The organism is Bacillus sp. LH1 (assembly GCF_057924895.1).
Map to the genome: position 1 here is coordinate 3,839,769 of NZ_CM175007.1, position 24,600 is coordinate 3,864,368.

Genomic DNA, 24,600 nt, shown 5'->3' on the forward strand with positions numbered 1-24,600 from the left:
AAGGCAACATACTATACAAATCGCTATTTTCTTTTATTATATACTAAATTTTATCATCTTTTGCGGGAATTTAAATAAAAAACTGTCGAAAAAGCGAATAATACGTTTACATTTTGTGCTATTTTGTCATATATTTAAGTATCCAACACAATTGCCATATTTAACACTTTTTTGATTGATAATTCAGAAAAAAATCACTTCACAGTAAATTCAACGGAATAAAAATAAAATCCTGCTCCAAAGAGCAAGATTTTATAGTTTTATAACATGATGTTTTCCGTCCCAAGAAAAAGGGTTTTCCATTACACGATCAACGAAATCCAAACCAAACTGATTTAAATAATAACATACATTCCACACACGTTCTTGCGGTGCACCTAATGGACGAAGTGCGAATTGTATACGGCGGAATTTATTTAGCTGAACCTCATACTTTTTCTCAACATTTCTTTTCAACATTCTTTCCAGCAGTTCAATTTGTTCATTAATTTTCAATTCGTTTTTCCCTGCAAACGCACCTAACCCTGGCTCTATTTTCTTTACAAATTGCTGTAAAGATGTATGAATATCGGCAATTTCTTTTTTCGCCTTTTCAAAATGATCATCAATCGGTTCCTCTATTTGATTAGACAACCAGTTTTCACGCAATTTATCGACATCATTTAAAAACGGATCACTTTCTCTCAATTGCAAATCAAATAAATCCGTCGCTATATCTCTCTCCACATAAGTAATTGTAAGACGAGGAACGACAGGTGGCATTTGAAAACCGACAGTATGGAATACTTGTTGTAATTCACTCCAATAAGCTAATTCTCCTGGACCTCCAATAAATGCGAGCGTAGGAAATACATACTCTTGCATAAGAGGACGTGTTACAACATTATTACTAAAACGTGCCGGATTTCTCTCCATCTCTCCAATCAACTCTTCGTATGAAAAGGAATGCGCCCCATCCTTTCCAACAAACTTACCTTGTTGATCTTCAAGCAATACTCGTTCATTATCTATTTCCATGAATATATGCACTGCATGAGACTTCGTTTCAATAATCGGTTTGTATCCTAGTTCTTTAATTACTTCTTGCTGATTACGAAGCCCCTCTTGTACCTCTTTATACTTACTTATAATTCGCTTGAAAAATGGAATTTCTAACTTTCTTAATTCAGGATGATGTGAATCAACAAGGATTAAACCAGAATTAGCAAAGATTTTCGTAATAAGATGAGCAAAGAAATCTACATACGTATTCGATTTTTTCAAAGCATCATCAACAAATTTTAATACATCCTTTGTAAAATTTGTTTCTGGGTATGTTTTAAAAATCTCTTCAATCCAATTTCTACAATCTTCAACAGAAAGTTCAGACTCAGAAGCACTCGCCTTTTTCGGATTACGGTCATAAAAAATAGTTTTTTTCATCTTTTTATTTTTCGCTACAAAAGTATGGTTAATCTCATCCATATCATGGTCTTCACCCGCAATCCAGAAGACAGGGACAACTTTAACTCCTAAACTTTCTTCCTTTTCCTTTGCAAGCTGTAAAATTGAAATAACTTTATGAATTGTATAAAGCGGTCCAGTTAATAACCCTGCTTGTTGTCCAGCTATAACAACATATGTATTTTCATCTCCAAGCGCTTTTACATTTTGAAGTGTAGATTCTCCCGCTTGTAATTTTGTATTATATTCTAATAAATGCGCTACTAAATCTTGGCGGAAAAACTCCCTTTCACGCAAATCATGTAAACGTTGTTTAAAAGCATCTTCTGTTAACATATAATCAAAACATGACTGTATCTCTTTTTTACCGTTCATATAGTCCGCTACAACACCTTGTTGCGGAACAGAGATTTCTTTTATCTCCATATAATTCTTCCTTTCGTATCCAGTTCTCTCACCAATCCACATTGTAGTCAATGTTTCACGTAAAAGCAAAGAATAACACTTATACTCTTGTTTCTAACCCTTTTATTGCATCGAACAAAAATTGAAGTGTCGGAACTGGTAGTTGCTGTTTCTTAGCTTCTTCTAATACATATCCAACAATCGCATTAATTTCCGTCTGTCTATTCGCTCTTACATCCGCTAACATAGAGGATGTATTACGAGACGTTCCTTCACACACATTTCGTACCATTTGCCATACCATTTCTTTTTCTCCTCTAATAAGAAATGCGACCTCCTGAAACACTTGCTCCATCATTTGATAAAAAAAACGATTCGTGATTAATTCACCATTCTTAACTCCCAATAGTGCTGTCAATGGATTGATACATACATTTACTACTAATTTTTTGTGCATAATCTCTTCCCAATCCGTTTCTATTTGAACTGGAAAATAAGTAACAGGAAAATAACGGAATATTTTCTTGAAATGTATAGATTGACCACAAACCACTCCAAATTTTGTTACCCCTATCCCAGTATGATGAACGATATGCCCTCCCTCTTTTTTCGCACCATGTTCTACAATACCAACAGCTATATTTTCACTCCCTATTTTCAGCATCTTTTGAAGATGCGACATTCCGTTTTGCAAAAAGATTAATGATGATGCCCCTTCCACAAACGGTAGTACGTCATCTATATGATATTGCTTCACAGAAATAAATATATAATCTAAATTTTGTGCTACCATACTTTCTATCGGTAAAACAGGTGGATATACTGTTTCACATCTTCCATCTCTAATACAAGTTACACCTGTTTCATTCAACTCTTCAGCCTGCTTAGCCGTTCTTGTAAACAACGTAACATCTTGGTTACTTTTTTGTAAATAAAATGTATACAATAGACCAATAGCACCTGGTCCGACAATTCCAATTTTCATTTTCACACAAGGGATTCACATTAAGCGCCCTTGCCTCCCCTCCTTTTTATATCTTTTTAAAGTACATGAGCACGCCCTATAATTTCGTTGTCCTCTGTCAAACAAATACACTCTCTTTTTTCGCTATGTATAATACTGCCTATTAATACACTTATACTCTTAGTTTAGCAAATCCTCAAAAAAATAATAAAAGAAATATACTATCTTCTTCATAAAAATAAAAAAATGAGTTATAATATTATTGTAAATATTTTTACTTTTCTGCATTCAACAAGATAACAAAAGGATGTGATGTAATGGGATTCCCAAAAGTTGAGCGCTTGCTCATCAATTATAAAACGTTAGATGAATTCAAAAAATTTAAAGGGTGCGGAGCCCAAGAACTATCTATGCTGGAAGAATTGCAAGCAAACATTATTGAAAACGACAGTGAATCTCCATTTTATGGCATTTATTATGGTGGATCACTAATCGCACGTATGAGTCTATATATGAAAAGAAACGGCGGAGAACCATTCGAAATTACAGGTCCTTACCTAGAACTTTATAAACTTGAAGTATTACCAACTTTTCAAAAACAAGGATTCGGGCAAATGCTTGTAAATCATGCGAAACAAATGCAATTTCCTATTAAAACAATAGCACGTATTCATTCAGCTGGTTTTTGGGATAAATTAAATTTCAACCCCGTATCAGTAACTGATGGTGATTTTTATATTTGGCATCCAGAAACAAATTTGAATGCGGTTACAAACGAAGAATCGGCTTAAAAAATAAAAAAACAGCTGTATAACAGCTGTTTTTTATTTCTTAAGCTTCTCTAACTTCTCATTCGAGCGAGCATTGTTTCTTTCCGCTACCATTACACTTCTTTTTTGATCGATATAATCAAGTAATGTTCTATACTCTTCTTCATATACTGATAATCGCTCCAGAAGGCGCTCTCTTTCTGTTTGTAATGATTCAACTTGTTGTTGCAACACCGTTAAAGAGTTTTCATCTTTATAATTTTGCAAGAAATCAATAACATCATTCAACGTAATTGACGTAGGTTCTAACACCTTTGTCTCTTTCACTTCATAATGTTCTACTTTACGAAGTTGCTTTGCTTCCTCAATACGTTCTTTATATTGCTTTCTTACGTAAGAATTCCATCTAAACCCACATGCTGCTGGTGTACGAGATAAATTTTTTCCCACTTCCTTAAAGGCAGAAAGTTGTGTTCCACCTTCTCGAATATGCCGGAGTACTACTTCTGCCAGAAGCAAATCTTCATCATCAGTCCAAGCATCTTGTCTTGTTGTCGCCATCTCTCTAGTCCTCCCTATGCATTTTTTATTAAGCATATGCAGTTACTAGAAAAGATAGAATACAACAACTAAAGATTAAGACAAAAAAAAATAAACGCAGAAGATATCTTCTGCGTTTATTTTCCCGCAATTACTTGCTGATTACTTCTTTACCTTTGTAAGTACCGCATGCTTTACATACACGGTGAGCTAATTTCGCTTCACCACAGCTTGGGCACTCTACCATACCAGGTACTGATAATTTGAAATGCGTACGACGCTTTCTTTTTACTGTTTTAGAAGTTCTTCTAAAAGGTACAGCCATTCTTCCCACCTCCTTAAAAGAAATAGTTATTTTCATATGAAGGCCTGAACCAGTCTTCCGATTATTTGTCAAAAAACTTTGCAAGTCCTGCCAATCTTGGATCAACAGTCTTTTCTTTGTCTTCTTCCGAAATCACTTGCCAGTCTTGACCTTGCGTCGGTGCTCCACCAGAAACATCATCACTGAAAATTTGCATTGGAATCTCCAAAAGTATATTTTCCTTGATTACGGGCAGTAAGTCAAGTACTTCTCCTTCTAAAGAATGAATTTCAGCTTCAGTTTCAAATTCTTCTTGTGAAGTTTGGAACACCTCAGTTGTTTTAATGTCAAATGGTAATGTCACATCTACTAAAGAGCGAGAACATGGTAAAACCATGCTTCCAGTTATATGTAGATGAAACGTAAACTTACCGGAGCCAAAATCAACTCTTCCCGTTACATGAACAGGATTAATTTCACGAATATCTTTCTCGACCTCTTTTAGCTCACTTACATCTACCATCTCATCCAATGTCAATCCTTTATTTCTCAATTTATTCAATTGATGGATGGACCATTTCATATCATATCACCTCAAGGCAACAAACAAAATTATAGCTAGCCATTTTATATTTGTCAATGTTTTTTCTTTACACTATAATGAAGTCATCATAGTAAATAATATATAGAGTATCACGTTTTTCAAAAAGATGCTACATCGAAAGGAGAGATTACCATAAAAGCTGGTGGTATTGTTGTTGAATATAACCCTTTTCATAACGGTCATCTTTATCATGTGCAACAGACAAAAAAGTTAACACAATCCGATATAATAATTGCCGTTATGAGTGGTCCTTTTTTACAGCGTGGTGAGCCCGCACTCATTTCCAAATGGTATCGCACTAAAATGGCCTTAGCAAACGGCGTAGACCTTGTTGTAGAGCTTCCATACGTCTTTGCAACACAAAAGGCTGAAACCTTCGCAAGTGGTGCTATTTCCATTTTAAATGCCCTACGTGTTTCCGAAATTTGTTTCGGTAGTGAGGATGGACAAATCGAAAATTTTTATAATACCATCTCCATACAAAAAAACGAAGAAGAGACTTTTAACTGCCTTGTAAAACAATTCATGGACGCTGGTAATAGTTATGCAAAAGCAACATCGGATGCTTTCTCACACATTTTAACATCTGAAAAAAACATAGATATGTCACAACCAAATAATATTTTAGGCTTCCAATATATGAAAGCAATTCTGTCACAAAATAGCTCTATACAAGCTCAAACTATAAAAAGATTTGCCTCTCATTATCATGATGAAACATTTAATGACCAACATATTGCAAGCGCGACAAGCATCCGAAAACAACTCTTTAGCGAAGAAGGATCATTTACAACAATTGAACCTTTTCTCCCACAGGCAACCACTTCGCTTTTAGCAAATTACAAACAAAACTACGGGATATTACATAATTGGGAACAATACTTTTCATTTTTTAAATATAGACTCATGACGATGTCTCCAGGGGACTTACGACATATATATGAAATAGAAGAAGGTTTAGAGCATCGTATTTTATCAAAAATACAAAACAGTTCCTCCTTCTATTCATTCATGGAAGCATTAAAAACAAAACGTTATACATGGACTAGATTACAAAGAGCTTGTACACACATTTTAACAAACACAACAAAAGAGGATATACGTAGCGCAAATATAGAACAACACGCACCATATATTCGCCTGCTAGGCATGTCACAAAAAGGACAAACTTACCTTTCAAAAAATAAGAAAAAAATCGAACTTCCAATCCTTACTCATACAAAAACATTCGACCATGCCGCTTTAGATATAGAGAAAAAAGCAAACTCTGTATATTTCTCCATCATGCACGAACCGTTACGCACACAACTATTAAAACAGGATATAACACACCATCCTATTCGCTATGATGAAACAACTACAAAATTCCTATAAAAAACCTCTCTATTTCAGAGAGGTTTTTTCCTTATCCATCTTTTCTAAATATGTTAACGCATCATCCAGCGTATCCACTGGTACAATTTTCATTTTTGTTTTAATATCCTTTGCAGTCTCAAGTGCATCTTTATAGTTCGATTTCTCCGCACCTTTTTCATTTGGCGCAAAGAACACTTCAGCCCCAGCATCGCTAGCAGCCACCACTTTTTGATTTATACCACCAATCGGGCCCACTTCTCCTTTTTCATTAATTGTACCTGTTCCAGCTATTTCATGTCCTTTCGTTAAGTCTTCTTCCACAAGTTGATTATATATTTCTAATGTGAACATTAAACCTGCGGATGGTCCACCAATTTCATGAGAATTAATTTTCACTTTCGGATCGACCACTAATTCTCTTTCCGTAACGATAGAAACACCTATACCGACACGTCCATTCCCATTAGGAATCGTCTTTACATTTAAATTCTCTTTCAATTGTTTTCCATTCCTCATGTACTCAATACTTACAGCATCATTTTCTTTTTTCCCTGTCATATATTCAATAAATTGCTCCGTCTTTTCAAATGTTTTTCCGTCAACAGCTATAATAACATCACCAAGCTTAAGCTTTCCTTCTGACGGCATTCCTTTTGCCACACCAGCAACTAATACACCTTTATTTTCAAAAGATACTGAGCGATTTGCACGTTTATATGCATTATAAATCGCTGCATTTTGTGAATCTTTCATCGCATAATTTTGGCGAAATTGATATTCTTCATCACTCTCACCTTTTTGCAATATTTCTTCCGCTTTCGAAATATGTGTATATTTATTAAACTGTGCCGCTATTAAATTCACCACATTTGCTGGTCCCATTGAAACCGTAACAAGCATAAAATCACCAGATTCTTTCGTTCCACCCTCAACTTGAACATAAGGCTCTAATTTGGCAGCCATTCCTGGTTTTGTTATATAATACGGTAAACGTACGTAAACAAGTAACATCGCCAATATAACCCCTATTAAGATTGCATATATAAACCGAAAACGCTTAAACATTATGTTTCTCCTTCCACTGCTCAATTAATAAATAAATATTTGAAATATGTTTTTCTGCTTCTACTTCTCCAACTCGAATAATGTCTTCAATGTTTGTAAAAGCACGTGAACTAAATTGCTCTACAGCTGGTCGCATCATTAAATCCGATGCAATTTGCCGATTCATTACAAGCTCATGCTGCATAATTTCAATACTTTGCATGATTACGTCATAAATGGACGTAACATCGCCATTTACCTTAATTGGGGATACATCAACAGCGATAACAATATCGGCCCCTAACTCTTTCACAACCGATACTGGGATGCGATCAATGACTCCACCATCCACTAATAATCTTCCATCTATTTTTTCTGGTACAAACACTCCAGGAACAGATATGCTAGCCCTCACCGCATCTGCAACTGGCCCACTTGTAAAAACCACTTTTTCCCCCTTCAATATGTCAGTAGCCACAACAGCCGTCGGGATATCTAACTCTTCTAAATTTTTATTATATGTAAACATTTTAATCATATCTTTGACACGTTTTCCAGCAATAAATCCCATTTTCGGTACCGTGAAATCTAAATAATACTTCCGCTTAAAAACAGATGCCAATTTATACAATCTTTCAACGTTACTACTTGCCGCATAAAACGTACCTATTAGCGCCCCCATACTACTTCCTGCAATCATGTGAATAGGGATACCCGCTTCCCTTAAAACCTTTATTACACCAATATGAGCAAACCCTTTCGCTCCTCCAGACCCAAGTGCTAAACCAATCTTTGGTTCTTTCATTTTTCTCACCCTTTAATTTTTTTCATTCCTTTTTCATACTTATGGTCTAAATTCACTACGTATCCACGTATACTGAAATGAACGTTTTTTGGGACAAAGGGGGATTTACTTACATGTATGAAAAATGGAAAACCGCTTTCCTTACCATATCAACGCTATTTTTAACCTTTTCTCTTGTACTCCACCCCCAAGCCGCTTTGCAAGCTTCTATTCGCGGGTTAAATATATGGTGGGAAGTTGTATTCCCTTCACTACTACCGTTTTTCATCATTGCGGAACTTCTAATTAGTATCGGTGTTGTAAAATTTATTGGCGTTATATTAGAACCACTCATGCGCCCACTTTTTCGCGTTCCAGGGATAGGCGGATTTGTTTGGGCGATGGGAATGGCTTCTGGTTTCCCTGCAGGCGCCAAATTAAGCGCTAGACTACGAAAAAGCAATCTTTTAACTCAGATTGAAGCGGAGCGCCTCGTTTCTTTCACAAATTCTTCTAATCCACTTTTTATTTTCGGTGCTGTGTCTATCGGTTTTTTTAATAATCCGAAATTAGGAATTATATTAGCCGCTGCCCATTATTTCAGTAACTTTGCTGTCGGATTAATTATGCGTTTTTACGGCGATAATACCGCTTACAAAATTAATACACACACTACAAAAAAACGTCGCTTTCAAAACCCTTTTTTAATCCTTCACGAGACACGCTTACAAGAAAAAAGACCAATTGGTAAATTACTTGGGGATGCCATTGTTTCTTCTATTCAAACATTACTTATGATTGGCGGATTTATTATTTTATTCTCTGTGTTAAATAAAATGATTACTGTATTTCACATTACAGCAGCTCTTTCTTTTATTATGCAACATATTTTATCATTCTTCCAACTAAGTACAGATTTTAGTATACCTATATTATCAGGTATTTTCGAAATGACACTCGGAAGCCAAATGATTAGTCAAATAAATGAAACACCGCTCTTACAACAAGCTATGGTAACAAGCTTCATTTTAGCATTTAGTGGTCTTTCTATTCAGGCACAAGTTGCTAGCATATTAGCTGAAACAGATATCCGATTTAAACCCTATTTTTTCGCACGAATTATTCAAAGTATTCTTGCCCCTATTTTTACATTTGTATTTTGGACACCATTTTATGAGAAAGTGAGTTCTTTCTCGCCTATGCCAAAAGATATTCCTGTATTTTTATCCGAGCATCCTTCTATACTACATGAAATTTGGACATCTTTTATACATTATGGACCAATTTTCACATTATTTTGTCTATACTTATATGTTATTTTATTATTTTTGCGCACATATAAAGAAAAACCCCGTTCACTTTAACGGGGTTTGAAACTTTTCTTTTAAAGCACGTTCTACAATAGGAGGTACAAGATCTACTACACTTCCTCCATACCTCGCAACTTCTTTTACAATACTCGAGCTTAAAAATGAATATTGATTGTTTGTCATAATAAAAAATGTTTCAATATTTTCATCTAATTTTCGATTCATAGAAGTAATTTGCATCTCATATTCAAAATCAGAAACTGCTCGTAAACCACGTAATATTGCATTTGCATTACGCATTTTTGCATACTCTACTAATAGCCCACTATGCGAATCTACTTTTACATTCGGGATATCCTTTGTCGCTTCTCGAATTAATTCTAATCGCTCTTCAACTGAAAAGAATGGTTTTTTTGATGAATTGTTTAAAACGACTACGTACACCTCATCAAATACTTTTGCTCCCCTTTTAATAATATCCAGATGCCCAAGGGTAATTGGATCAAAACTTCCTGAAGAAATAGCTATACTTGTCATTCTGTCCCCTCACCTTCATACTTATAAATCGATATTGCAGTAATCCCATAATTCTCAGCTCGTACTTTTACAAGCCTTCCTATTGAATTAGGTAAAACTACATCATTACCATGCTCTGCCATAATTAATCCATCACTATGTAGCAATCCATGTTGATCCATTATACTAATTAAAGATACAATTTTTTGCTCTTTATATGGAGGATCTATCAATATAAGATCGAATGACATTTCACGTTTTATTAGCGCCTTTACTGCACGTTCTGCATCATTTCGATATACTTCAGCTTGTTCCTGTACTCTACAACTTTCTAAATTTTGATGAATTACTTTTATCGCTTTACTATCCCGATCAACAAAAATTGCTTTATCAATCCCTCTGCTCAAAGCCTCAATTCCAAGACCACCACTACCACCAAATAAATCAAGGGCGATACCACCATCAAAATAAGGACCTATCATATTAAAAATAGATTCTTTTACTTTATCTGTCGTTGGACGTGTTGTATTACCAGGAACCGCTTTAAGTGGGTGTCCTTTACATTTTCCTGAAACTACTCTCATCTGTTGTCACTACCTTTATTTCAATCTATCGAGCGATTATAGAAAGCCATTCCCACTTCGGTAACCGTTAACAAACCACATTCACCTAACTATAGGAAAACTCGGCCTCAAATAACCTCTCGTTATTTTTATGTATTCATCTCATCATTCACTAATATGAACCCAATATGTATATTAGTTCCACTTTATCTTTTTTATCCTATCACAAAATAAAAAAAAGAAAAATAAAAAGCCCAACATAAAATTTAATTTCATTATGTATATCTTCATTTAGATTGGACATAAATAATTATAACAACATCACCTTCGATGTTGTTGCCAACCGCGGAGAAGACTTACGTTTCCCCATAAGTTCTTCCTCCGGTTTCTCCTCTCCCTTTGCCTTCTTACTAGTACATGCTAGTATAAGAAGGGCCCTGCTATGCAGGGTTTTTTTTCTTTGTGTGCTTTTCATTTAAAAAGTGAAATGGTACAGTAAAAGAAAGAGGAGGAAAAGATATGATTCAACGCTTTATAGAACTCGGAGAAGGCTACTCTGATTTATATGAATTACTTGAAATTGCCAAAACAAATCAAGAACGTATAGCACATATGTTACAATTTGAAACGATAAAAAACGATAAAAAAGTATGTTCGCTTGTTGTAATATTAAAACCAACTACTACTGGTGATTTCCAACCATTATACATATGTCGTGAAGGCATTCCTGTATTTGAAAATAAAAAAAGTAAACGTGTCATTTTATTTGAAGAAACGGCAGAACAACTCGGAAAAAAAGTGGCTACCTTTACTGTAAAACCATCTACAACTTTCCCAGAAAAAGAACTATTTTTTAATCATTTAATTGGTATTTTACGAATGAACAATTTCATTCCTCCGATGAAATAACACGTTATTCCAAGTGAAAAATCCCCGGCTAAATTTAGCCGGGGATTTTTTCTATTAGCTATAATCGTATTCTTTTGCTCGATCAGGACGGGAATTTTCAAATTCCGTTTTTAAATACGGGCGATACGACTGTTCTATCTTTTTCACAAAAGGAAGTTTGTTCAACTTATGCATCATATGCTCAATTTGTTCCATATCACAATATACTACAGCATATTTTAATCGTTTTGATATGTAATGTATGTTACCATATTTCCTTAAAATCTTGGCATGTTTCAATGAATGTAAATAAACAATCATACTTTGTCGTTGCCCGAACATAATCTTCTCCATCTTCTCCTTTTAAAAACATATATTTTATATTCTATGAAAACCAATCAGAAATTTATAACATTACAGGACAAACTCTGTATACGTTTTCTTCCAACTTCTAAAAAACGGGGTACATCACCCCGTTTTTTTACAACCACAACCTCCGCCAGTACCACAACCTCCACCACAGCCACCAGCATCAAAGAATGGATTTCCTGTTGGCACTTTAATGGAAGAAGACACTTCCGAACCGATTGCTACACTAACTTCGTCTAATAACTTCTGCAAAGCAGTTTCTGCTCTTTTAAAAGCTGCAACCTTATCATGTAAGTCCACAGAACGCTTTAATTCTCTCATTTTCATTGACACGGTAGTATAGTCAGGATGGTATTTTCCAAAACGCTGTACTTCCTCATACCGTTCTTTCATCGCTGTAAATTGCTGAATGAGCGTCTGAAGTTCCATATCTTCATGTAATTCTCTATAATACTTACGATAATCTTCTGCTATATCTGAACAGATAATCGCTTTTGCAAGCTGCTCTGCCTTATCTAATATTAATACGCTTTCTAGCGTCGCTACAATCATGAGAGACACCTCCGAGTATCCATCATACCACATTTAGATTAGAACTACTAATTGAAGTGACTTACTCAAAAGAAAGATATAATGAAACTATTTTTACACTATATCCGTACACACTTATACATTAATATGTTCCGCTATATTATATTTAAGAACATCCCACTTTCCACTATTTTGTTTCACATAACTAATACACGCATTTTTTAATGGTGTCTTAAATGTAATTTCATCTGGTTCAATGGCATGTAAAATCGCTTTTATCGCGTGTGAGTGAGCAACAATAATAATACGTTTGCCAAAATGAGTTGTCGCAACATCTTCTAAAGCAGCAAAGCAACGAGCTACAATCTCTTCATCTCGCTCCATACCTTCTACTTTACCTTCAGCAATCAACTCTCTAACAGCCGCAACCGGCTTCCCTGAAGCTTCTCCAAAATTCCGTTCAACAAATCGCTCATCTAATAAAATCGATTGTAATCCAACTGTCTTTGCAATTTCATTAGCCGTTTCTTGCGCTCTAATTAACGGGCTACTTATAATGATATCCCACGTTTCTTCTTGTAAAGCAGCTGCACTCTGACTCGCTTGCTTCTTACCAACTTCATTAAGCGGAATATCTTCTCGCCCCTGAATAATTTCTTGAAAATTCCAATCAGTTTGTCCATGTCGTACTAAACAAATTTCCGTCATGCTGCAACTCCTTTTTAAATAATCAACCTCTATTGTAACAAAAGTTCTGCATGACGGACATATTTTTCACTTCCAATTAGGTTGCATTTTGTTGCTTCATATACTGAAACATATCAATCATGATCGAAGCAACGGCCAATTGATTTTGAAACTTTTCCACTTTATCTGGTATTGTTTTTTTGAAATGTTGCATCGCCGCTAACTCAAAAGCCTCTTTTTCTTCAGGATTTCGTGTTAATTTTCTATACCAGTACGGTTGCTCTCTAATATAGCGAGATAAATCCTCATCAGCCTTTATAAACTCCATAATTTCTGCTCTCATCATCTTTCCCCCTAATCCTTTTGAAAGAAAAATGGGTTATTTTCTGAAGTACTTTGCTCTTGCTGCGTACGGTTACCTTGAAATTGCTGAATAACTTGTTGCACGCTCCCGATTGCACTCGTCACATTGGCTAAATGGTTCTGCATTTGTTCCACGTCCAACTTTTTAAAAAAAGAAAGCATTTGCCCCATCACATCAGCAGTTTTTTCCTCTTCAGTTCGATTATCTTTTTCTTTTTTATTTTCTTTTACCGAAGAAAACGCAGGCGCTCCATCCGGTCTATAAGTTGCCCATATTGGATCTTCTTCACCAAGTAAGTACCATTCTTCATAAAATTGTTGCCATGTTTTATGACCACTTCTAACCTCATGAACCATTTTAGGGTGATGGTTTACAAATTCTTTAAACTGTTGAACCGATGGATGTAACGGTCCTTTTGTTGTTGGCATAATCCTCACCTCTCCATGTATATCTACTATATAGTAAGAAAAAAAAGGCGCATGGTTCGCCTATTTTTAGACGATTCATGCACCTTTTTTTCTGCTATTTGCATACGTTCAGATTCCCACCTACAATTCAGTGAATACGAAGTAACTAATTTGGTGATGTTAACACCCCACCGCTTACAATTTCACTTTATTTTCGAATAAAGTTTTGTGTATAAAATTTATCGTATACACCAACACCTAATCCTGTAAATTGTTCATTTAATAAATTCTTTCTATGCCCCTCACTATTTAACCAACCTTGCACTGCCGCAATTCCATCACTATGTTGCGCCGCTATGTTCTCACCAGCAAGTTGAAATCCTACTTTCCCGCGCTGCAAACGATCTCCTAGTGTACCTAATGTAGGTGAGTCATGAGAAAAATAATTATTGTCTTTCATATCTTTACTGTGACCAACAGCAACATCTGCTGTTTCCTGATCCCATGTTAATAATGGTAATTTATGACGACTTCGAATGATATTTGTTAAATCAAAAATTTGTTGCATATTCCCATTTTCTACTTGTTTTATTTTTTCTGGAGTCAATGGTTGTTCTGCTATTAATTCACCTGAATAAACGAGCTGATACGGTCTTTGGCGTAATAAAGTTTCATCATCCATATAACGAACACCAATAAGCTCATGTGTAAATTGATCAAAATACAATTGCGCCCATCCATCTTCTACAGGTATTAACGGTTGTTCCATGACTTCGGTATCAGATAGCTCAAATTGATAACTATTTTTCCCTCTTTTTAATGAAATTTCATGCGAAAGCGGACTTTTTTTATATACTTCTTCATATTTTTCATTTATATAATAAGGTGGAACCTTAACTTGTTCACCAGCTGCGTATGCCGTTACAACTTTACGTTCAGAAACTCCAAATTGAACATACTGAGTTAAATCCTGGTTGTATACCCACCATTCATATCCGTATGCAGATGGCTCTATTCGAGAGGGTTCTCCCCACTTCGCTAATAAGTTTTCAGAGTCTTCACCAATCATATTTAAAACAGTGTCTGAGGAGTCTTCCTTAATTTGCTTTTTCTTTTTCACAATTTTATTTTCTTGCTTTGATTGAGATGGGGTTAATATATATTGTGAAACGAGTAATTTCCCGTATAAATCAACAGCTAAAATTAAAAATGTAATCATTACGATACGCAATAATTTCTTCAAACGATATACCTCCTGAACAAAACATAAAATTGAGATATACACAAATCCTTTTCTTTCTTTTTGTGTGTACCGTACTCTTTTCACTATATCATATTTTTGTGAAAAAAGTCTGGATTATCCCTTTTCTCTCAATATGAATTGCACTTTCTTATTATTCATACTATTATAAAAATAATGGTGTAACATTAAAAAAGGAGGTATTATATGCAATTTACAAATACGCAATTTAATGGAGCCGTCGTTGAATTAACTCTTTTAACTGAAATCATGGAAAACAACCACTTCGTACTTGCCGGACAGTGGGATTATGAGCGAGTTACATACGATTATAAATTTGAAATATTAAAGGATGTTTATTATTTACGAGTGCAAGGAGTTGCTGTTGAAGGTGACATTGGCAGTAGACACGCTGAAGTAAAACTACTTCCCCCCTTATTAGGAAAACATTATTATCCTCACGGCGTTGAATATGGTGATGATGAGACTTTCCCAACGAATGTACTTCAAAAAAGCGAACAACTCCTACAAAATGTCGAAAAAGAGTTAAAAGAATTTCAAATTATTGATTAACAAAAACAAGCGCATCAATATGATGCGCTTGTTTTATTTCCCTTCCCTAAGAATGAATCGTTTTTTTTACTGGATATCCATAAATAGATCCATCTTTTACTTTAATCTCATCTTCCCAAGGAACCTTATATTTACCTTCAGCTAAATCTTTTACAAACGTATATGGATTTTCTTTCACCCCACCAGGAGTTGCTACATATCCTCTTGAACCTAGATTATATATATTATTTTCCAATCCCCATCCTAATCTAGCCTGATCTGCTAGTTCTGGATATACTTCAGCAGTAACAATCTCCCAAGGATTTCGATGTCCCTGTACTAAAGTAGTCCCATCAAAATTACATACTTGTCCTTCACCAAAGTAATAAAATACGCCATCATAACCCGCTAAGTTTACCGACAATGTATACATTAAATTCTGCCATGCATTTGAACGATTGGTTAGCATCCATTGTTCACTAACTTGTGTACTATATCCAGAAATACGAATTAAGACATTTGCACCTTTATAGGCCGCTTCACGAGCTACTTCAGGGAACATGCCATCATGACAAATACAAACAGCTAATTTACTTCCTCCAGGTCCATCACAAACAGGTAAGCCTAAATCTCCAGCTTTCCAAGGCTCGACTGGCACCCAAGGATTTAGCTTACGATACTTCAAAATCATTTATGATGATAGGTAAGGCTTTGATGTAATCTCCACCTTTTCCCCCACCTCACACCGTACGTGCTAGTTTCCTAGCATACGGCGTTCCATCGTTTCCAACTGACTTTAAAATCAAATTATGTTACTATCGGTTCATTTCCAGCTTTAGTTCTTAGCACATTCAGTTTATCCATTTGTTTCTTGTTAAGTTTAAAAGACCGAAGGTAATGTGTAATCTTATTAAGATTCGTCATGTGAATCAGTTTGTGTATAAACCAATCTACAATTACCAAGTTGTTGTACTTGTCATCCCCACCTTGTTTAATGGGAACAATGTGATGACAATGAACACGTTCAATACCAATTTCCTCACCAGTTACATAACACTTACCATATTGAGCAACGTATTTTGATATCCTATTATCGTTGTACTCAATACTTTTATTCTTCGAATAAGTCCTCATAACTTGGTTGAGAACATCCTTAGGTATTGCCTTAAGATTACTATGTACTTTATTACGCCCCGTTTCCGTATAGTTACAGATAACCTGCGAAAAATTCCACGGGTTTTTATGATGTATTCCTGTAACTGGTAAGAGTGGAGTGTTCTGTACAACGTAAATCTTAGTGTTAGGTTGTATTCCTTTGGTCTTCCTTTTAAAATTCACAGATGTTTCACAGAACTTCATGTGCTTCATATTGTTTCTAAGTCTGGTTCTTATGACTCTTCGCAGAGAGTAATTTACCTCCGTTAAATCCATGTAAATTGTAACCGCATATTTAAAGTAATTTTGTATACCAAGAAGGGTTGAATTAAATTGAGTAACTTTCTCTGAAGTGGGCTCCTTTTGAATTCCTTTGATTCGTTCTTTTAGTTGTCTTTTAGCTTTTGTAATAGCTTTGTCGGACATACTGGTTTTTGCAATATATCCAAATTTAGCTTTACCTTGTTTAACCACTTTGATTTTGAATCCAAGGAAAACTGACGAGTTTTTCTTGAGATTAACCACTTTGGACTTTTTGGGGTTAATTTCTAATCCCAAGCGGGATTTGAGAAAATCAACTGTCGCATGATAAAAGCGTTGTGCTTCATCATAAGTCCGACACATTATTTTGAAGTCATCCGCGTATCTCACTACATAACCACATTTTAGATTCGTGTACTTCCTAGCATATTGTCGAAACCCTAAATGCCGAGTAGAGATTCTGTGAGGTTTGTAGGTTTCCCATTGGCTACTTATCCACCAATCAAGTTCATTTAGAACAATGTTGGAAAGTAAAGGAGAAATAATTCCTCCTTGCGGAGTACCCTTATTGGGAATACCCTCTCCTTCTATCTCAGATTTAAGGATTTTTGAAATAACACATAGAAGTGATTTGTCTCTTATTCCCAGAGTCCACATTTGCCTTAATAGCTTTTTGTGGCATACATTATCAAAGAACCCCTTAATGTCAATATCAACACAGTAGTGTTGGTGACCTATGTTAATAAGACTTACAACTCTACTTAGTGCATGGTGTGTACTTCTGTTCGGTCTAAATCCATAACTATGGTTATGAAACTTAGCTTCACAAATAGGTTCCAATACTTGGAGGATAGATTGTTGTACTAATCTGTCCCAAATTGTTGGAATCCCCAGGGGTCGCTTCTTATCACTGCCCTCTTTTGGGATAAGGACTCTTTTAACTGCTTGTGGTTGATAGTTATTTAATCGTTTCCTAACTTCATGAATAATCTTTGTATCGTTTAGGTGCCAAATATCTTTAATGGTTAAATTGTCAACTCCAGCCGTGTTACTCCCCTTATTAGTTTTGATGTTGCGGTATGCTAATCTAATATTTTCTTCCGAACCGATAATATCAATTAATTTATAGAAATTGTTACCATTAAGGCTATTAGAATATAACTCATCATACTTTCTTTGCATGTCGTAATATTCACTGTGCCTTAGTTTAGTTTTCTTTAACATGGGCTGTAACCTCCCCTTATTTACTGGAGGTTTACATCTCTTTAGTCTTACTCGAAACCATGTCAACCATAAGTAACAGTCAGTTTTCAATCGACTAGTGGCTATCCCTCCACGTTCATTACACGTTTCATAGGTACTGTGCCACCACTTTCACTGTCATAAACCTAGGTTATACAATTTACAATTGTTTTCCCTAGAACCACTTCATCGGAAGCAAGCCCTCAGTGTTGACAGCTTACCACGTTCCGTCATTCCTATCTGTGCATATACCGTTAGGTTTCTCCTATGAGCCTGCTACCTTGATATTGCCTGTAACAATATATGGACTTTCATAAAGGCGAGTTTTACTCATCCACAGTAGCGACACTAATTGTGTCAGTAAGCCTTTCGACTTACTTCCGATATAGACCCGTACCATCAGAGATTCGTCCGCACATACCATACTCTATTGGTTCATAGTGCATACTAACCATAGGTAATTTATAGACTTCCGGTTTATAGGTTACACCACCCACCTCTGAGTGACTTTCGTATCCTATAGGATTACGGTAACTCTCAACCGACTTCACCGAGCTTCATACAGTTCAGTTCTTGCTAACTTCACTGCATGTCGGAGTATTAAAGGAAGCCCTTCAAGGCGTTACCCTATCATTTGACTTCTTGGAATGACAGTTCACTGTTGAACTGTAAGTTCGACAATGCCTAAGCTTTTCACTTAGGAACGTGTCGCACCACCTTGTGGATCAATAATAACTGCTGTATTATATGGCTCTCCACCATCAGGATTTTTCTCCATTATTGAAAAAACACCATATACTTTAGATTCTTTACATGCCTCAGCAAATAAGTCTGTTTCTGGCCCAGGCACTGTGCATAAAAATTCTTCTGTAGTCCATTTTTTTGTATTGAGCCCTTGTGTACTATATTCAGGAAATACTATCAATTCTAAACCAGGGTAACCTGATTTGGTCGAATGAATTGTTTTTATGATTTGTTGAATTTGTTTATCAATGTCTGCACGCGATTCTACTACTGGTACTGGATATTGAATTAGTGCTGTCAAAAAACCACTAATCGGCTTTACCATACTTCCACTACTACCCATTTAAACTCCCCCTTAAAATAGTTCGTGTTTATTAAAGATAACAATATATATTTGTAACTCTCTAAAAAACTTGCACTACATATGGAATTATTACGCATGAAAGCTAGTAGTAAATTTTATCTCCACTTTTAGTACACGCCTACACTAATTTAACATAAAAAATTAGAAAATTCAATCTTTTTAAGGTAGCTAAAACTAAGTAAAAAAAGCGCATGGAATCCCATACACTTTTTTTACTTAGTCTGTAAATACGGCGGCAATTGTTGCAACTGCTCCTTATCCTTTTCACGTTCTCTACGTGCCCATCTAAAGAATACATAGCCTATAATTGTACCGTACACTATTTCCTGGACAATTTTCATTATGATACCACCAGTTTGCTGGTCTTGTACGACTGGCATCCAGTGCAAAAATTCTGGTCCCGTTATATTTAAATCTGATAAAGTGCCCGCTGGTACACATAATTCCATCGCTTTCATCCAAGCAGCCGGATCCGTATACGTTGCAAATAACGGGGCTGTCGCAAAAATGATTAACGCACAAGCAGGCGTTAATAATATGCCATTAGCAAACATATAACCAAGTTTCTTTATATCACTTAATGTTTGATATTCTGGTAATGGATTTAACATCGGCCACCACATCATGATTGCTGTAAAAAACAATATAGCGAGACAAATAGGATGAGCTATTTGACTTTGTTTTACCGTATCAAAAACAACTGGTAAATGATAAAAAGAAAACAGGCCGTTAAATACAAATAACGCAATAAGCGGTTTAGCAAATGCCTTTAATATAATTTGAACAAACTTAAAAGAAGTAATGTAACGATATAACCAAATTGGTATACCAAGCAACAGTAACGGTGGAACTGCAATATACATGACTGCCATTTCAAACATATGAGCACTAAATATAATATGGCCAATTAAATCAATAGGCCCTCCCTTTACAAAATACAAAAGAACAATACCAGTCGTAAAATAAAAAATTTGCTTCTTACTTACCTTCGTCGCATTTTCAAATCGCATTCTATATGGCCCAATAATTAAGAAGTACCCAATAAGAATCGAAAGCATAAATAATAAAAAGATTGGACTCCATAAAGCCTGAAAACCAAATATCCACAAGTTACTCATTTTCACACCTACCTTCGTAAGGTTATCTCATAATATGAAGAGGGAGCTGTGACAACACAAGCTCCCTTATTTTTCACTTTTCAAATCCACACGATTGTCATAAAAGCTAAAATTGTAATTAACCCTATTAGCAGACCAGAGTAAAGAAAGAAACTTGCTGCTTCATGTCCTTTATGACTCATATGCATAAAATAATACAATTGAAAAATTACTTGTACCACTGCTAATAGTAAAATAAACGGTACAGAGAAAATCGGACTAAAAGTTTTTGGATACGCCACCGCTACAAATGCAACTAATGTTAAAAAAATCATTAATGCAAACGTAATAACTTGATGCCTCATTTCCTCCGCACTTTTTCTCTTCCGATAAACAAGATCAACTTTAGGATTATTCGTTTGCTTTATCACCATTGTTTATCCCACCATTCCCATTAAATATACTACAGTGAAAATAAACACCCAAACTACGTCAATAAAGTGCCAATAAATCGATGCAACATAAAACTTCGGTGCATTGTATAAATTTAGACCTCTCTTCGCATTTCTAAAGATTAATGTTAGAATCCAACATAACCCAAACAATACGTGGAGTCCATGTGTACCAACAAGAGCATAAAACGCAGAGCCAAACGCACTACTTCTCATAGTATGCTTAAATTCATGTGTATAATGATAAAACTCATATATCTCAAACCCTAAAAACCCTAAACCTAGCAATACTGTTACTAGTAACCAAAGCTGCATTTTCTTAAAGTTAAAGTTTTTCATGTGATACATCGCATATACACTCGTTAAGCTACTCGTTAATAAAAGCATCGTCATAATGAAAACGAGTGGCATTTGGAACATCTCTTGAGATGTTGGTCCACCATTTGTAGAATTCTTTAACGCTAAATATGTTCCGAATAAGGAAGCGAACAACACTGTTTCGCCTCCAAGAAATAACCAAAAACCGACAAACTTATTTTTCCCTTCAAGGGTTGCTTTTTCAGGCTCTGCTGGAAATGTTTCATTCGTTAATTTTTCATCTACATGCATTATGCCTTGCCCCCCTTATCCTCTAAATCTTCTTTATGAATATGATACCCATGATCATCAATTACTGAACGTAGGAACATTGCGCCAAATGTAATGATTAAACCAATAATTGCTACTAATAACCAGAACTTATCTTTTCCGCCCTGCATATACATCGCACCAAATGCCGCTATAAACAATCCGAAAGAAATGACAAATGGTGAAAACGAAGGATTTGGCATATGAATATCACCAACTGGTTCCGCTGCTGTCATCTCTTTATTACCTTCACGTTTTTCAATCCAAAACGGATCTAATCCGCGAACAAATGGTAATTGTTTAAAGTTATATTCTGGTGTCGGTGCTGGCATTGTCCATTCTAATGTACGTGCATCCCACGGATCACGACCAGCTTTTTCTTTTGATACTGTCGTTTTAATTACATTGAATAGAAGAACAATCGTTCCAAGAGCCATAAACACCGCTCCGATGGAACTAATCATATTCCCCATTTCCAACCCTTGCCCTTCAAGATATGTGTAGTAACGGCGTGGCATACCAATCAAGCCAAGGAAATGCTGAATAAAGAACGTTAAATGGAAGCCGATAAAGAATAGCCAGAACGTTATCTTTCCTAATGTTTCATTTAATACTTTATTAAACATCAGTGGCCAATAATAATGAGCTCCTGCAAGTAAACCAAATACAACACCGCCAACGATTACATAATGAAAATGCGCTACTACGAAATAGTTATCATGAAATTGATAATCAGCTGGTGCAGATGCTAGCATAACCCCTGTAACTCCACCCATTACGAATGATGGAATGAAAGCTACTGCCCACATCATTGGTGTCGTAAAACGAATACTTCCGCCCCACATTGTAAAGAGCCAGTTGAATATTTTGATACCAGTTGGAACCGCAATCGCCATTGTTGCGACCGAGAAAATAGCATTAGCAACTGGACCAAGTCCAACAGTAAACATATGGTGCGCCCATACCATAAATCCTAAAAATCCAATTAATACAGTCGCAAACACCATCGATGAATAACCAAACAATCGTTTTTTCGAAAATGTCGCGAAGATTTCTGAGAATATTCCGAAAGCTGGGAGTATAAGAATGTATACTTCTGGATGACCGAAAATCCAGAATAAATGCTCCCATATAATTGTATTCCCGCCCAATGCCGGATTAAAGAAACTTGTTCCAAATAAACGATCTAACATTAAAAGTCCTAATCCTACAGTTAACGGCGGAAAAGCGAATAATATAAGCGAAGATGTTACAAATGTCGTCCATGTAAACATCGGCATACGCATGTACGTCATTCCTGGCGCCCGCATATTAATAATGGTTACAAGGAAGTTAATACCTCCAATTAATGTACCAATACCTGAGATTTGCAAGCCGAGTACATAGAAATCAACACCATGACCTTTAGAGGCTAAAGCTAAAGATGCATAAGATGTCCATCCTGCATCAGGTGCTCCACCTAAAAACCAACTTAAATTTAAAAATACTCCACCAAAGAAAAATAACCAAAATCCGAGTGAATTCAAAAACGGGAACGCTACATCACGTGCACCAATTTGAAGTGGTACAGCGGCGTTCATAAATGCAAACACGAGTGGCATAGCTGCGAGGAAAATCATTGTTGTACCGTGCATCGTTAATACTTGATTATAAGCATCCCCAACAAGAAAAGCGTTGTTAGGAATCGCTAATTGAAGGCGAATAAATAGAGCTTCTATTCCGCCTATTACAAAAAACAATCCACCTGCAATTAAATAGAGAATGGCAATCTTTTTATGGTCTACTGTCGTTAAATAATCCCATATGACAGCACCCATCCCCTGTTTTTTTGCTACAGAACTCACGTTTTCAACCTCCCCTTCGCGAATAATCCCTCTTTACTTTTCAACTTTTAACGTTTGTAAGTATGCATTTAATGCATCAATTTGATCATCCGTTAAGTTGCCATATTTGCCAGTCATTTTGTTTCCTGGCTTCATATTTTCAGGATCTTTCAGCCATTTTTTTAAGTTTTCTTCATTGTTTTCGGCAATACCGGCAACCATATCGCGATCCGCAAAGTTTGCTAAGTTTGGTGCGATACGAGCGGAAGGTGGTCTACTATCATTAGATCCAACTGCATGACAACCAATACAGCTTTTATTAAATATTTCTTGGCCCTCTTGCGCCTTTGTTGAAGCTACTTCTTTCTTCCCATCAATCTTCTTCATATCAGCAAGCCATTTTTTGTACTCGCTTTCATCTAAAGCTTTCACTTTAAATTGCATTAAAGAATGTGATGGGCCGCAAAATTCTGTACAAAAACCATTATAAGTGCCCGATTTATCTGCCTTTAACCACATTTTGTTCACATTGTCTGTATTTGTATCCATTTTCCCTGCTAAAGATGGAACCCAAAATGAGTGTTTAATATCGGCACCCTTCAAATTTAAATACACTTTCTTACCTGTGGGGATGACCAAATCTTGCGAAGTTACTATCTTTTCTGATTTATAAGAAAATTCCCACCAATAAAGATTCGCTGTTACATCAACAACGATAGTATCTTTATCAATATTCTTTTTCTCCATCGCACTTACATCAGCAAGTTTGAATGTATATGTAACTGTTGGAACAGCTAAGATTAGTAAAAGAATAATCGGAATAACTGTCCATATAATTTCTAGCTTGTGATTCCCTTCAACTTGCTCTGGAATATAATCTTCCTGACCTTTCTTTTGTCGGAAACGCACAATTACATATAAGAAAATAATAGTAACTACTAGTACTACTCCTACCATGATTGCACTCGCCAGTAGAAGTAAATCATATTGCATTTTTGCTACTTCTCCTTGCGGAATTAAAGTAGATTGAAAGGCTTTACCGCATCCCCCTAACAGTAAAGCCAGCAGTGAAACGAACGAAAGCAGTCGCCACTGTTTCTTCATACAAACAACCCCCACTTTCCTTGTGAATTAGATTGTACTTTATAGTTAAGTAAAGTAAATCTCAACGTAAAGAAATCCAATTATGTCGTT

At 35.7% G+C, this 24,600-nt stretch carries 26 protein-coding genes and 2 pseudogenes; 5 read left to right on the forward strand and 23 right to left on the reverse strand.

Annotated elements, in window-relative coordinates:
• Nucleotides 1–252: 252 nt before the first annotated feature.
• Both bshC and panE read right to left on the reverse strand, forming a co-directional pair.
• Entirely contained in the window at nt 253–1,869 is a 1,617-nt protein-coding gene (gene bshC / locus ACX9TM_RS19700) for a bacillithiol biosynthesis cysteine-adding enzyme BshC (RefSeq protein ID WP_059303482.1), read from the reverse strand.
• Nucleotides 1,870–1,948: 79 nt separating this feature from the next.
• Nucleotides 1,949–2,833 (reverse strand): 2-dehydropantoate 2-reductase, encoded by an 885-nt coding sequence (gene panE, locus ACX9TM_RS19705; RefSeq protein WP_002164452.1) that lies wholly within the window; start codon nt 2,831–2,833, stop codon nt 1,949–1,951.
• Between the two features lie 296 nt (nt 2,834–3,129).
• On the opposite strand from panE, the gene ACX9TM_RS19710 reads away from it, so the two are divergent.
• Entirely contained in the window at nt 3,130–3,603 is a 474-nt protein-coding gene (locus ACX9TM_RS19710; RefSeq protein ID WP_000506694.1) for an N-acetyltransferase, read from the forward strand.
• A 33-nt stretch (nt 3,604–3,636) separates the two neighbouring features.
• Here ACX9TM_RS19710 and ACX9TM_RS19715 read toward each other — a convergent pair whose 3' ends face one another.
• The 3 genes from ACX9TM_RS19715 to ACX9TM_RS19725 form a co-directional block, all read right to left on the reverse strand.
• Nucleotides 3,637–4,143 carry an RsfA family transcriptional regulator gene (locus ACX9TM_RS19715; protein ID WP_000246467.1) on the reverse strand — a complete coding sequence of 169 codons (507 nt, stop codon included), beginning with the start codon at nt 4,141–4,143 and terminating at the stop codon, nt 3,637–3,639.
• Between the two features lie 130 nt (nt 4,144–4,273).
• Entirely contained in the window at nt 4,274–4,447 is a 174-nt protein-coding gene (gene rpmF / locus ACX9TM_RS19720) for a 50S ribosomal protein L32 (RefSeq protein ID WP_001984764.1), read from the reverse strand.
• A gap of 61 nt (nt 4,448–4,508) precedes the next feature.
• Nucleotides 4,509–5,009 (reverse strand): YceD family protein, encoded by a 501-nt coding sequence (locus tag ACX9TM_RS19725; RefSeq protein WP_000872149.1) that lies wholly within the window; start codon nt 5,007–5,009, stop codon nt 4,509–4,511.
• A gap of 213 nt (nt 5,010–5,222) precedes the next feature.
• Here ACX9TM_RS19725 and ACX9TM_RS19730 point away from each other — a divergent pair, with 213 nt between their 5' ends.
• On the forward strand, nt 5,223–6,404 hold the full coding sequence (locus ACX9TM_RS19730) for a nucleotidyltransferase (protein WP_065382120.1): 1,182 nt from the start codon (nt 5,223–5,225) through the stop codon (nt 6,402–6,404).
• Between the two features lie 9 nt (nt 6,405–6,413).
• Here the strand turns inward: ACX9TM_RS19730 and ACX9TM_RS19735 are convergent, their stop codons facing one another.
• Both ACX9TM_RS19735 and ACX9TM_RS19740 read right to left on the reverse strand, forming a co-directional pair.
• Nucleotides 6,414–7,451, reverse strand: a complete 1,038-nt coding sequence (locus tag ACX9TM_RS19735; protein WP_000476280.1) for a SepM family pheromone-processing serine protease — start codon at nt 7,449–7,451, stop codon at nt 6,414–6,416.
• Nucleotides 7,444–8,235, reverse strand: a complete 792-nt coding sequence (locus tag ACX9TM_RS19740; protein WP_000662588.1) for a patatin-like phospholipase family protein — start codon at nt 8,233–8,235, stop codon at nt 7,444–7,446. The genes ACX9TM_RS19735 and ACX9TM_RS19740 overlap by 8 nt, the downstream gene beginning before the upstream one ends.
• A gap of 113 nt (nt 8,236–8,348) precedes the next feature.
• Here ACX9TM_RS19740 and ylbJ point away from each other — a divergent pair, with 113 nt between their 5' ends.
• Nucleotides 8,349–9,578: a sporulation integral membrane protein YlbJ gene (ylbJ, locus tag ACX9TM_RS19745; protein WP_000273082.1), complete on the forward strand. Its 1,230-nt coding sequence runs from the start codon at nt 8,349–8,351 to the stop codon at nt 9,576–9,578.
• On the opposite strand, the gene coaD is transcribed toward ylbJ, so the two are convergent.
• Both coaD and rsmD read right to left on the reverse strand, forming a co-directional pair.
• Nucleotides 9,570–10,061 carry a pantetheine-phosphate adenylyltransferase gene (gene coaD, locus ACX9TM_RS19750; protein ID WP_000200601.1) on the reverse strand — a complete coding sequence of 164 codons (492 nt, stop codon included), beginning with the start codon at nt 10,059–10,061 and terminating at the stop codon, nt 9,570–9,572. The genes ylbJ and coaD overlap by 9 nt on opposite strands.
• Nucleotides 10,058–10,624, reverse strand: a complete 567-nt coding sequence (rsmD, locus tag ACX9TM_RS19755; RefSeq protein ID WP_001266978.1) for a 16S rRNA (guanine(966)-N(2))-methyltransferase RsmD — start codon at nt 10,622–10,624, stop codon at nt 10,058–10,060. Before rsmD ends, coaD begins: the two co-directional genes overlap by 4 nt.
• Before the next feature lie 498 nt (nt 10,625–11,122).
• On the opposite strand from rsmD, the gene ACX9TM_RS19760 reads away from it, so the two are divergent.
• Nucleotides 11,123–11,512: a DUF7147 family protein gene (locus ACX9TM_RS19760; protein WP_000616017.1), complete on the forward strand. Its 390-nt coding sequence runs from the start codon at nt 11,123–11,125 to the stop codon at nt 11,510–11,512.
• A 54-nt stretch (nt 11,513–11,566) separates the two neighbouring features.
• On the opposite strand, the gene ACX9TM_RS19765 is transcribed toward ACX9TM_RS19760, so the two are convergent.
• The 6 genes from ACX9TM_RS19765 to ACX9TM_RS19790 form a co-directional block, all read right to left on the reverse strand.
• Nucleotides 11,567–11,833, reverse strand: a complete 267-nt coding sequence (locus tag ACX9TM_RS19765; RefSeq protein ID WP_002082261.1) for a YlbG family protein — start codon at nt 11,831–11,833, stop codon at nt 11,567–11,569.
• Nucleotides 11,834–11,959: 126 nt separating this feature from the next.
• Nucleotides 11,960–12,412 carry a YlbF/YmcA family competence regulator gene (locus ACX9TM_RS19770; RefSeq protein WP_000634366.1) on the reverse strand — a complete coding sequence of 151 codons (453 nt, stop codon included), beginning with the start codon at nt 12,410–12,412 and terminating at the stop codon, nt 11,960–11,962.
• A gap of 114 nt (nt 12,413–12,526) precedes the next feature.
• Nucleotides 12,527–13,099 (reverse strand): histidine phosphatase family protein, encoded by a 573-nt coding sequence (locus ACX9TM_RS19775; protein ID WP_000134946.1) that lies wholly within the window; start codon nt 13,097–13,099, stop codon nt 12,527–12,529.
• Nucleotides 13,100–13,175: 76 nt separating this feature from the next.
• Nucleotides 13,176–13,421, reverse strand: a complete 246-nt coding sequence (locus ACX9TM_RS19780; protein ID WP_001200990.1) for a YlbE-like family protein — start codon at nt 13,419–13,421, stop codon at nt 13,176–13,178.
• Nucleotides 13,422–13,432: 11 nt separating this feature from the next.
• On the reverse strand, nt 13,433–13,870 hold the full coding sequence (locus ACX9TM_RS19785) for a YlbD family protein (protein ID WP_001143346.1): 438 nt from the start codon (nt 13,868–13,870) through the stop codon (nt 13,433–13,435).
• 187 nt (nt 13,871–14,057) lie between these two features.
• Complete coding sequence (locus ACX9TM_RS19790) at nt 14,058–15,092, reverse strand: CAP domain-containing protein (RefSeq protein ID WP_000735375.1); 1,035 nt, start codon at nt 15,090–15,092, stop codon at nt 14,058–14,060.
• 204 nt (nt 15,093–15,296) lie between these two features.
• On the opposite strand from ACX9TM_RS19790, the gene ACX9TM_RS19795 reads away from it, so the two are divergent.
• Nucleotides 15,297–15,662 carry a YugN family protein gene (locus tag ACX9TM_RS19795; RefSeq protein WP_001160952.1) on the forward strand — a complete coding sequence of 122 codons (366 nt, stop codon included), beginning with the start codon at nt 15,297–15,299 and terminating at the stop codon, nt 15,660–15,662.
• A 46-nt stretch (nt 15,663–15,708) separates the two neighbouring features.
• Here the strand turns inward: ACX9TM_RS19795 and ACX9TM_RS19800 are convergent.
• The 8 genes and pseudogenes from ACX9TM_RS19800 to coxB form a co-directional block, all read right to left on the reverse strand.
• Nucleotides 15,709–16,332: pseudogene (locus ACX9TM_RS19800) on the reverse strand (formamidase); the annotation flags it as partial.
• 116 nt (nt 16,333–16,448) lie between these two features.
• Nucleotides 16,449–18,281, reverse strand: coding sequence for a group II intron reverse transcriptase/maturase (gene ltrA / locus ACX9TM_RS19805; RefSeq protein ID WP_000914978.1), 1,833 nt, complete (start codon nt 18,279–18,281; stop codon nt 16,449–16,451).
• A 733-nt stretch (nt 18,282–19,014) separates the two neighbouring features.
• Nucleotides 19,015–19,386 (reverse strand): annotated as a pseudogene (locus ACX9TM_RS19810) (nitrilase-related carbon-nitrogen hydrolase); the annotation flags it as partial.
• A gap of 233 nt (nt 19,387–19,619) precedes the next feature.
• Nucleotides 19,620–20,525, reverse strand: a complete 906-nt coding sequence (ctaG, locus tag ACX9TM_RS19815) for a cytochrome c oxidase assembly factor CtaG (RefSeq protein WP_000069023.1) — start codon at nt 20,523–20,525, stop codon at nt 19,620–19,622.
• 80 nt (nt 20,526–20,605) lie between these two features.
• Nucleotides 20,606–20,938 (reverse strand): cytochrome c oxidase subunit IVB, encoded by a 333-nt coding sequence (gene ctaF / locus ACX9TM_RS19820; RefSeq protein ID WP_065382565.1) that lies wholly within the window; start codon nt 20,936–20,938, stop codon nt 20,606–20,608.
• A gap of 3 nt (nt 20,939–20,941) precedes the next feature.
• Nucleotides 20,942–21,565 (reverse strand): cytochrome c oxidase subunit III, encoded by a 624-nt coding sequence (gene ctaE / locus ACX9TM_RS19825; protein ID WP_000557861.1) that lies wholly within the window; start codon nt 21,563–21,565, stop codon nt 20,942–20,944.
• Complete coding sequence (ctaD, locus tag ACX9TM_RS19830) at nt 21,565–23,400, reverse strand: cytochrome c oxidase subunit I (protein ID WP_153579316.1); 1,836 nt, start codon at nt 23,398–23,400, stop codon at nt 21,565–21,567. The genes ctaE and ctaD overlap by 1 nt, the downstream gene beginning before the upstream one ends.
• Nucleotides 23,401–23,460: 60 nt before the next feature.
• Nucleotides 23,461–24,510, reverse strand: coding sequence for a cytochrome c oxidase subunit II (gene coxB, locus ACX9TM_RS19835; protein ID WP_000745268.1), 1,050 nt, complete (start codon nt 24,508–24,510; stop codon nt 23,461–23,463).
• Between the last annotated feature and the right edge of the window lie 90 nt (nt 24,511–24,600).

Coding starts and splice junctions, on each gene's coding strand:
- ctaE (WP_000557861.1), bottom strand. CDS start 21,565: ATGCATGTAGATGAAAAATTAACGAATGAAACATTTCCAGCAGAGCCT.
- coxB (WP_000745268.1), bottom strand. CDS start 24,510: ATGAAGAAACAGTGGCGACTGCTTTCGTTCGTTTCACTGCTGGCTTTA.
- rsmD (WP_001266978.1), bottom strand. CDS start 10,624: ATGAGAGTAGTTTCAGGAAAATGTAAAGGACACCCACTTAAAGCGGTT.
- ACX9TM_RS19795 (WP_001160952.1), top strand. CDS start 15,297: ATGCAATTTACAAATACGCAATTTAATGGAGCCGTCGTTGAATTAACT.
- ctaG (WP_000069023.1), bottom strand. CDS start 20,525: ATGAGTAACTTGTGGATATTTGGTTTTCAGGCTTTATGGAGTCCAATC.
- rpmF (WP_001984764.1), bottom strand. CDS start 4,447: ATGGCTGTACCTTTTAGAAGAACTTCTAAAACAGTAAAAAGAAAGCGT.
- ACX9TM_RS19785 (WP_001143346.1), bottom strand. CDS start 13,870: ATGCCAACAACAAAAGGACCGTTACATCCATCGGTTCAACAGTTTAAA.
- ltrA (WP_000914978.1), bottom strand. CDS start 18,281: ATGTTAAAGAAAACTAAACTAAGGCACAGTGAATATTACGACATGCAA.
- ACX9TM_RS19715 (WP_000246467.1), bottom strand. CDS start 4,143: ATGGCGACAACAAGACAAGATGCTTGGACTGATGATGAAGATTTGCTT.
- ACX9TM_RS19725 (WP_000872149.1), bottom strand. CDS start 5,009: ATGAAATGGTCCATCCATCAATTGAATAAATTGAGAAATAAAGGATTG.
- ACX9TM_RS19735 (WP_000476280.1), bottom strand. CDS start 7,451: ATGTTTAAGCGTTTTCGGTTTATATATGCAATCTTAATAGGGGTTATA.
- ylbJ (WP_000273082.1), top strand. CDS start 8,349: ATGTATGAAAAATGGAAAACCGCTTTCCTTACCATATCAACGCTATTT.
- bshC (WP_059303482.1), bottom strand. CDS start 1,869: ATGGAGATAAAAGAAATCTCTGTTCCGCAACAAGGTGTTGTAGCGGAC.
- ACX9TM_RS19740 (WP_000662588.1), bottom strand. CDS start 8,235: ATGAAAGAACCAAAGATTGGTTTAGCACTTGGGTCTGGAGGAGCGAAA.
- ACX9TM_RS19765 (WP_002082261.1), bottom strand. CDS start 11,833: ATGTTCGGGCAACGACAAAGTATGATTGTTTATTTACATTCATTGAAA.
- ctaD (WP_153579316.1), bottom strand. CDS start 23,400: ATGGGTGCTGTCATATGGGATTATTTAACGACAGTAGACCATAAAAAG.
- panE (WP_002164452.1), bottom strand. CDS start 2,833: ATGAAAATTGGAATTGTCGGACCAGGTGCTATTGGTCTATTGTATACA.
- ACX9TM_RS19760 (WP_000616017.1), top strand. CDS start 11,123: ATGATTCAACGCTTTATAGAACTCGGAGAAGGCTACTCTGATTTATAT.
- ACX9TM_RS19770 (WP_000634366.1), bottom strand. CDS start 12,412: ATGATTGTAGCGACGCTAGAAAGCGTATTAATATTAGATAAGGCAGAG.
- ctaF (WP_065382565.1), bottom strand. CDS start 20,938: ATGGTGATAAAGCAAACGAATAATCCTAAAGTTGATCTTGTTTATCGG.
- ACX9TM_RS19775 (WP_000134946.1), bottom strand. CDS start 13,099: ATGACGGAAATTTGTTTAGTACGACATGGACAAACTGATTGGAATTTT.
- ACX9TM_RS19710 (WP_000506694.1), top strand. CDS start 3,130: ATGGGATTCCCAAAAGTTGAGCGCTTGCTCATCAATTATAAAACGTTA.
- coaD (WP_000200601.1), bottom strand. CDS start 10,061: ATGACAAGTATAGCTATTTCTTCAGGAAGTTTTGATCCAATTACCCTT.
- ACX9TM_RS19780 (WP_001200990.1), bottom strand. CDS start 13,421: ATGAGAGCAGAAATTATGGAGTTTATAAAGGCTGATGAGGATTTATCT.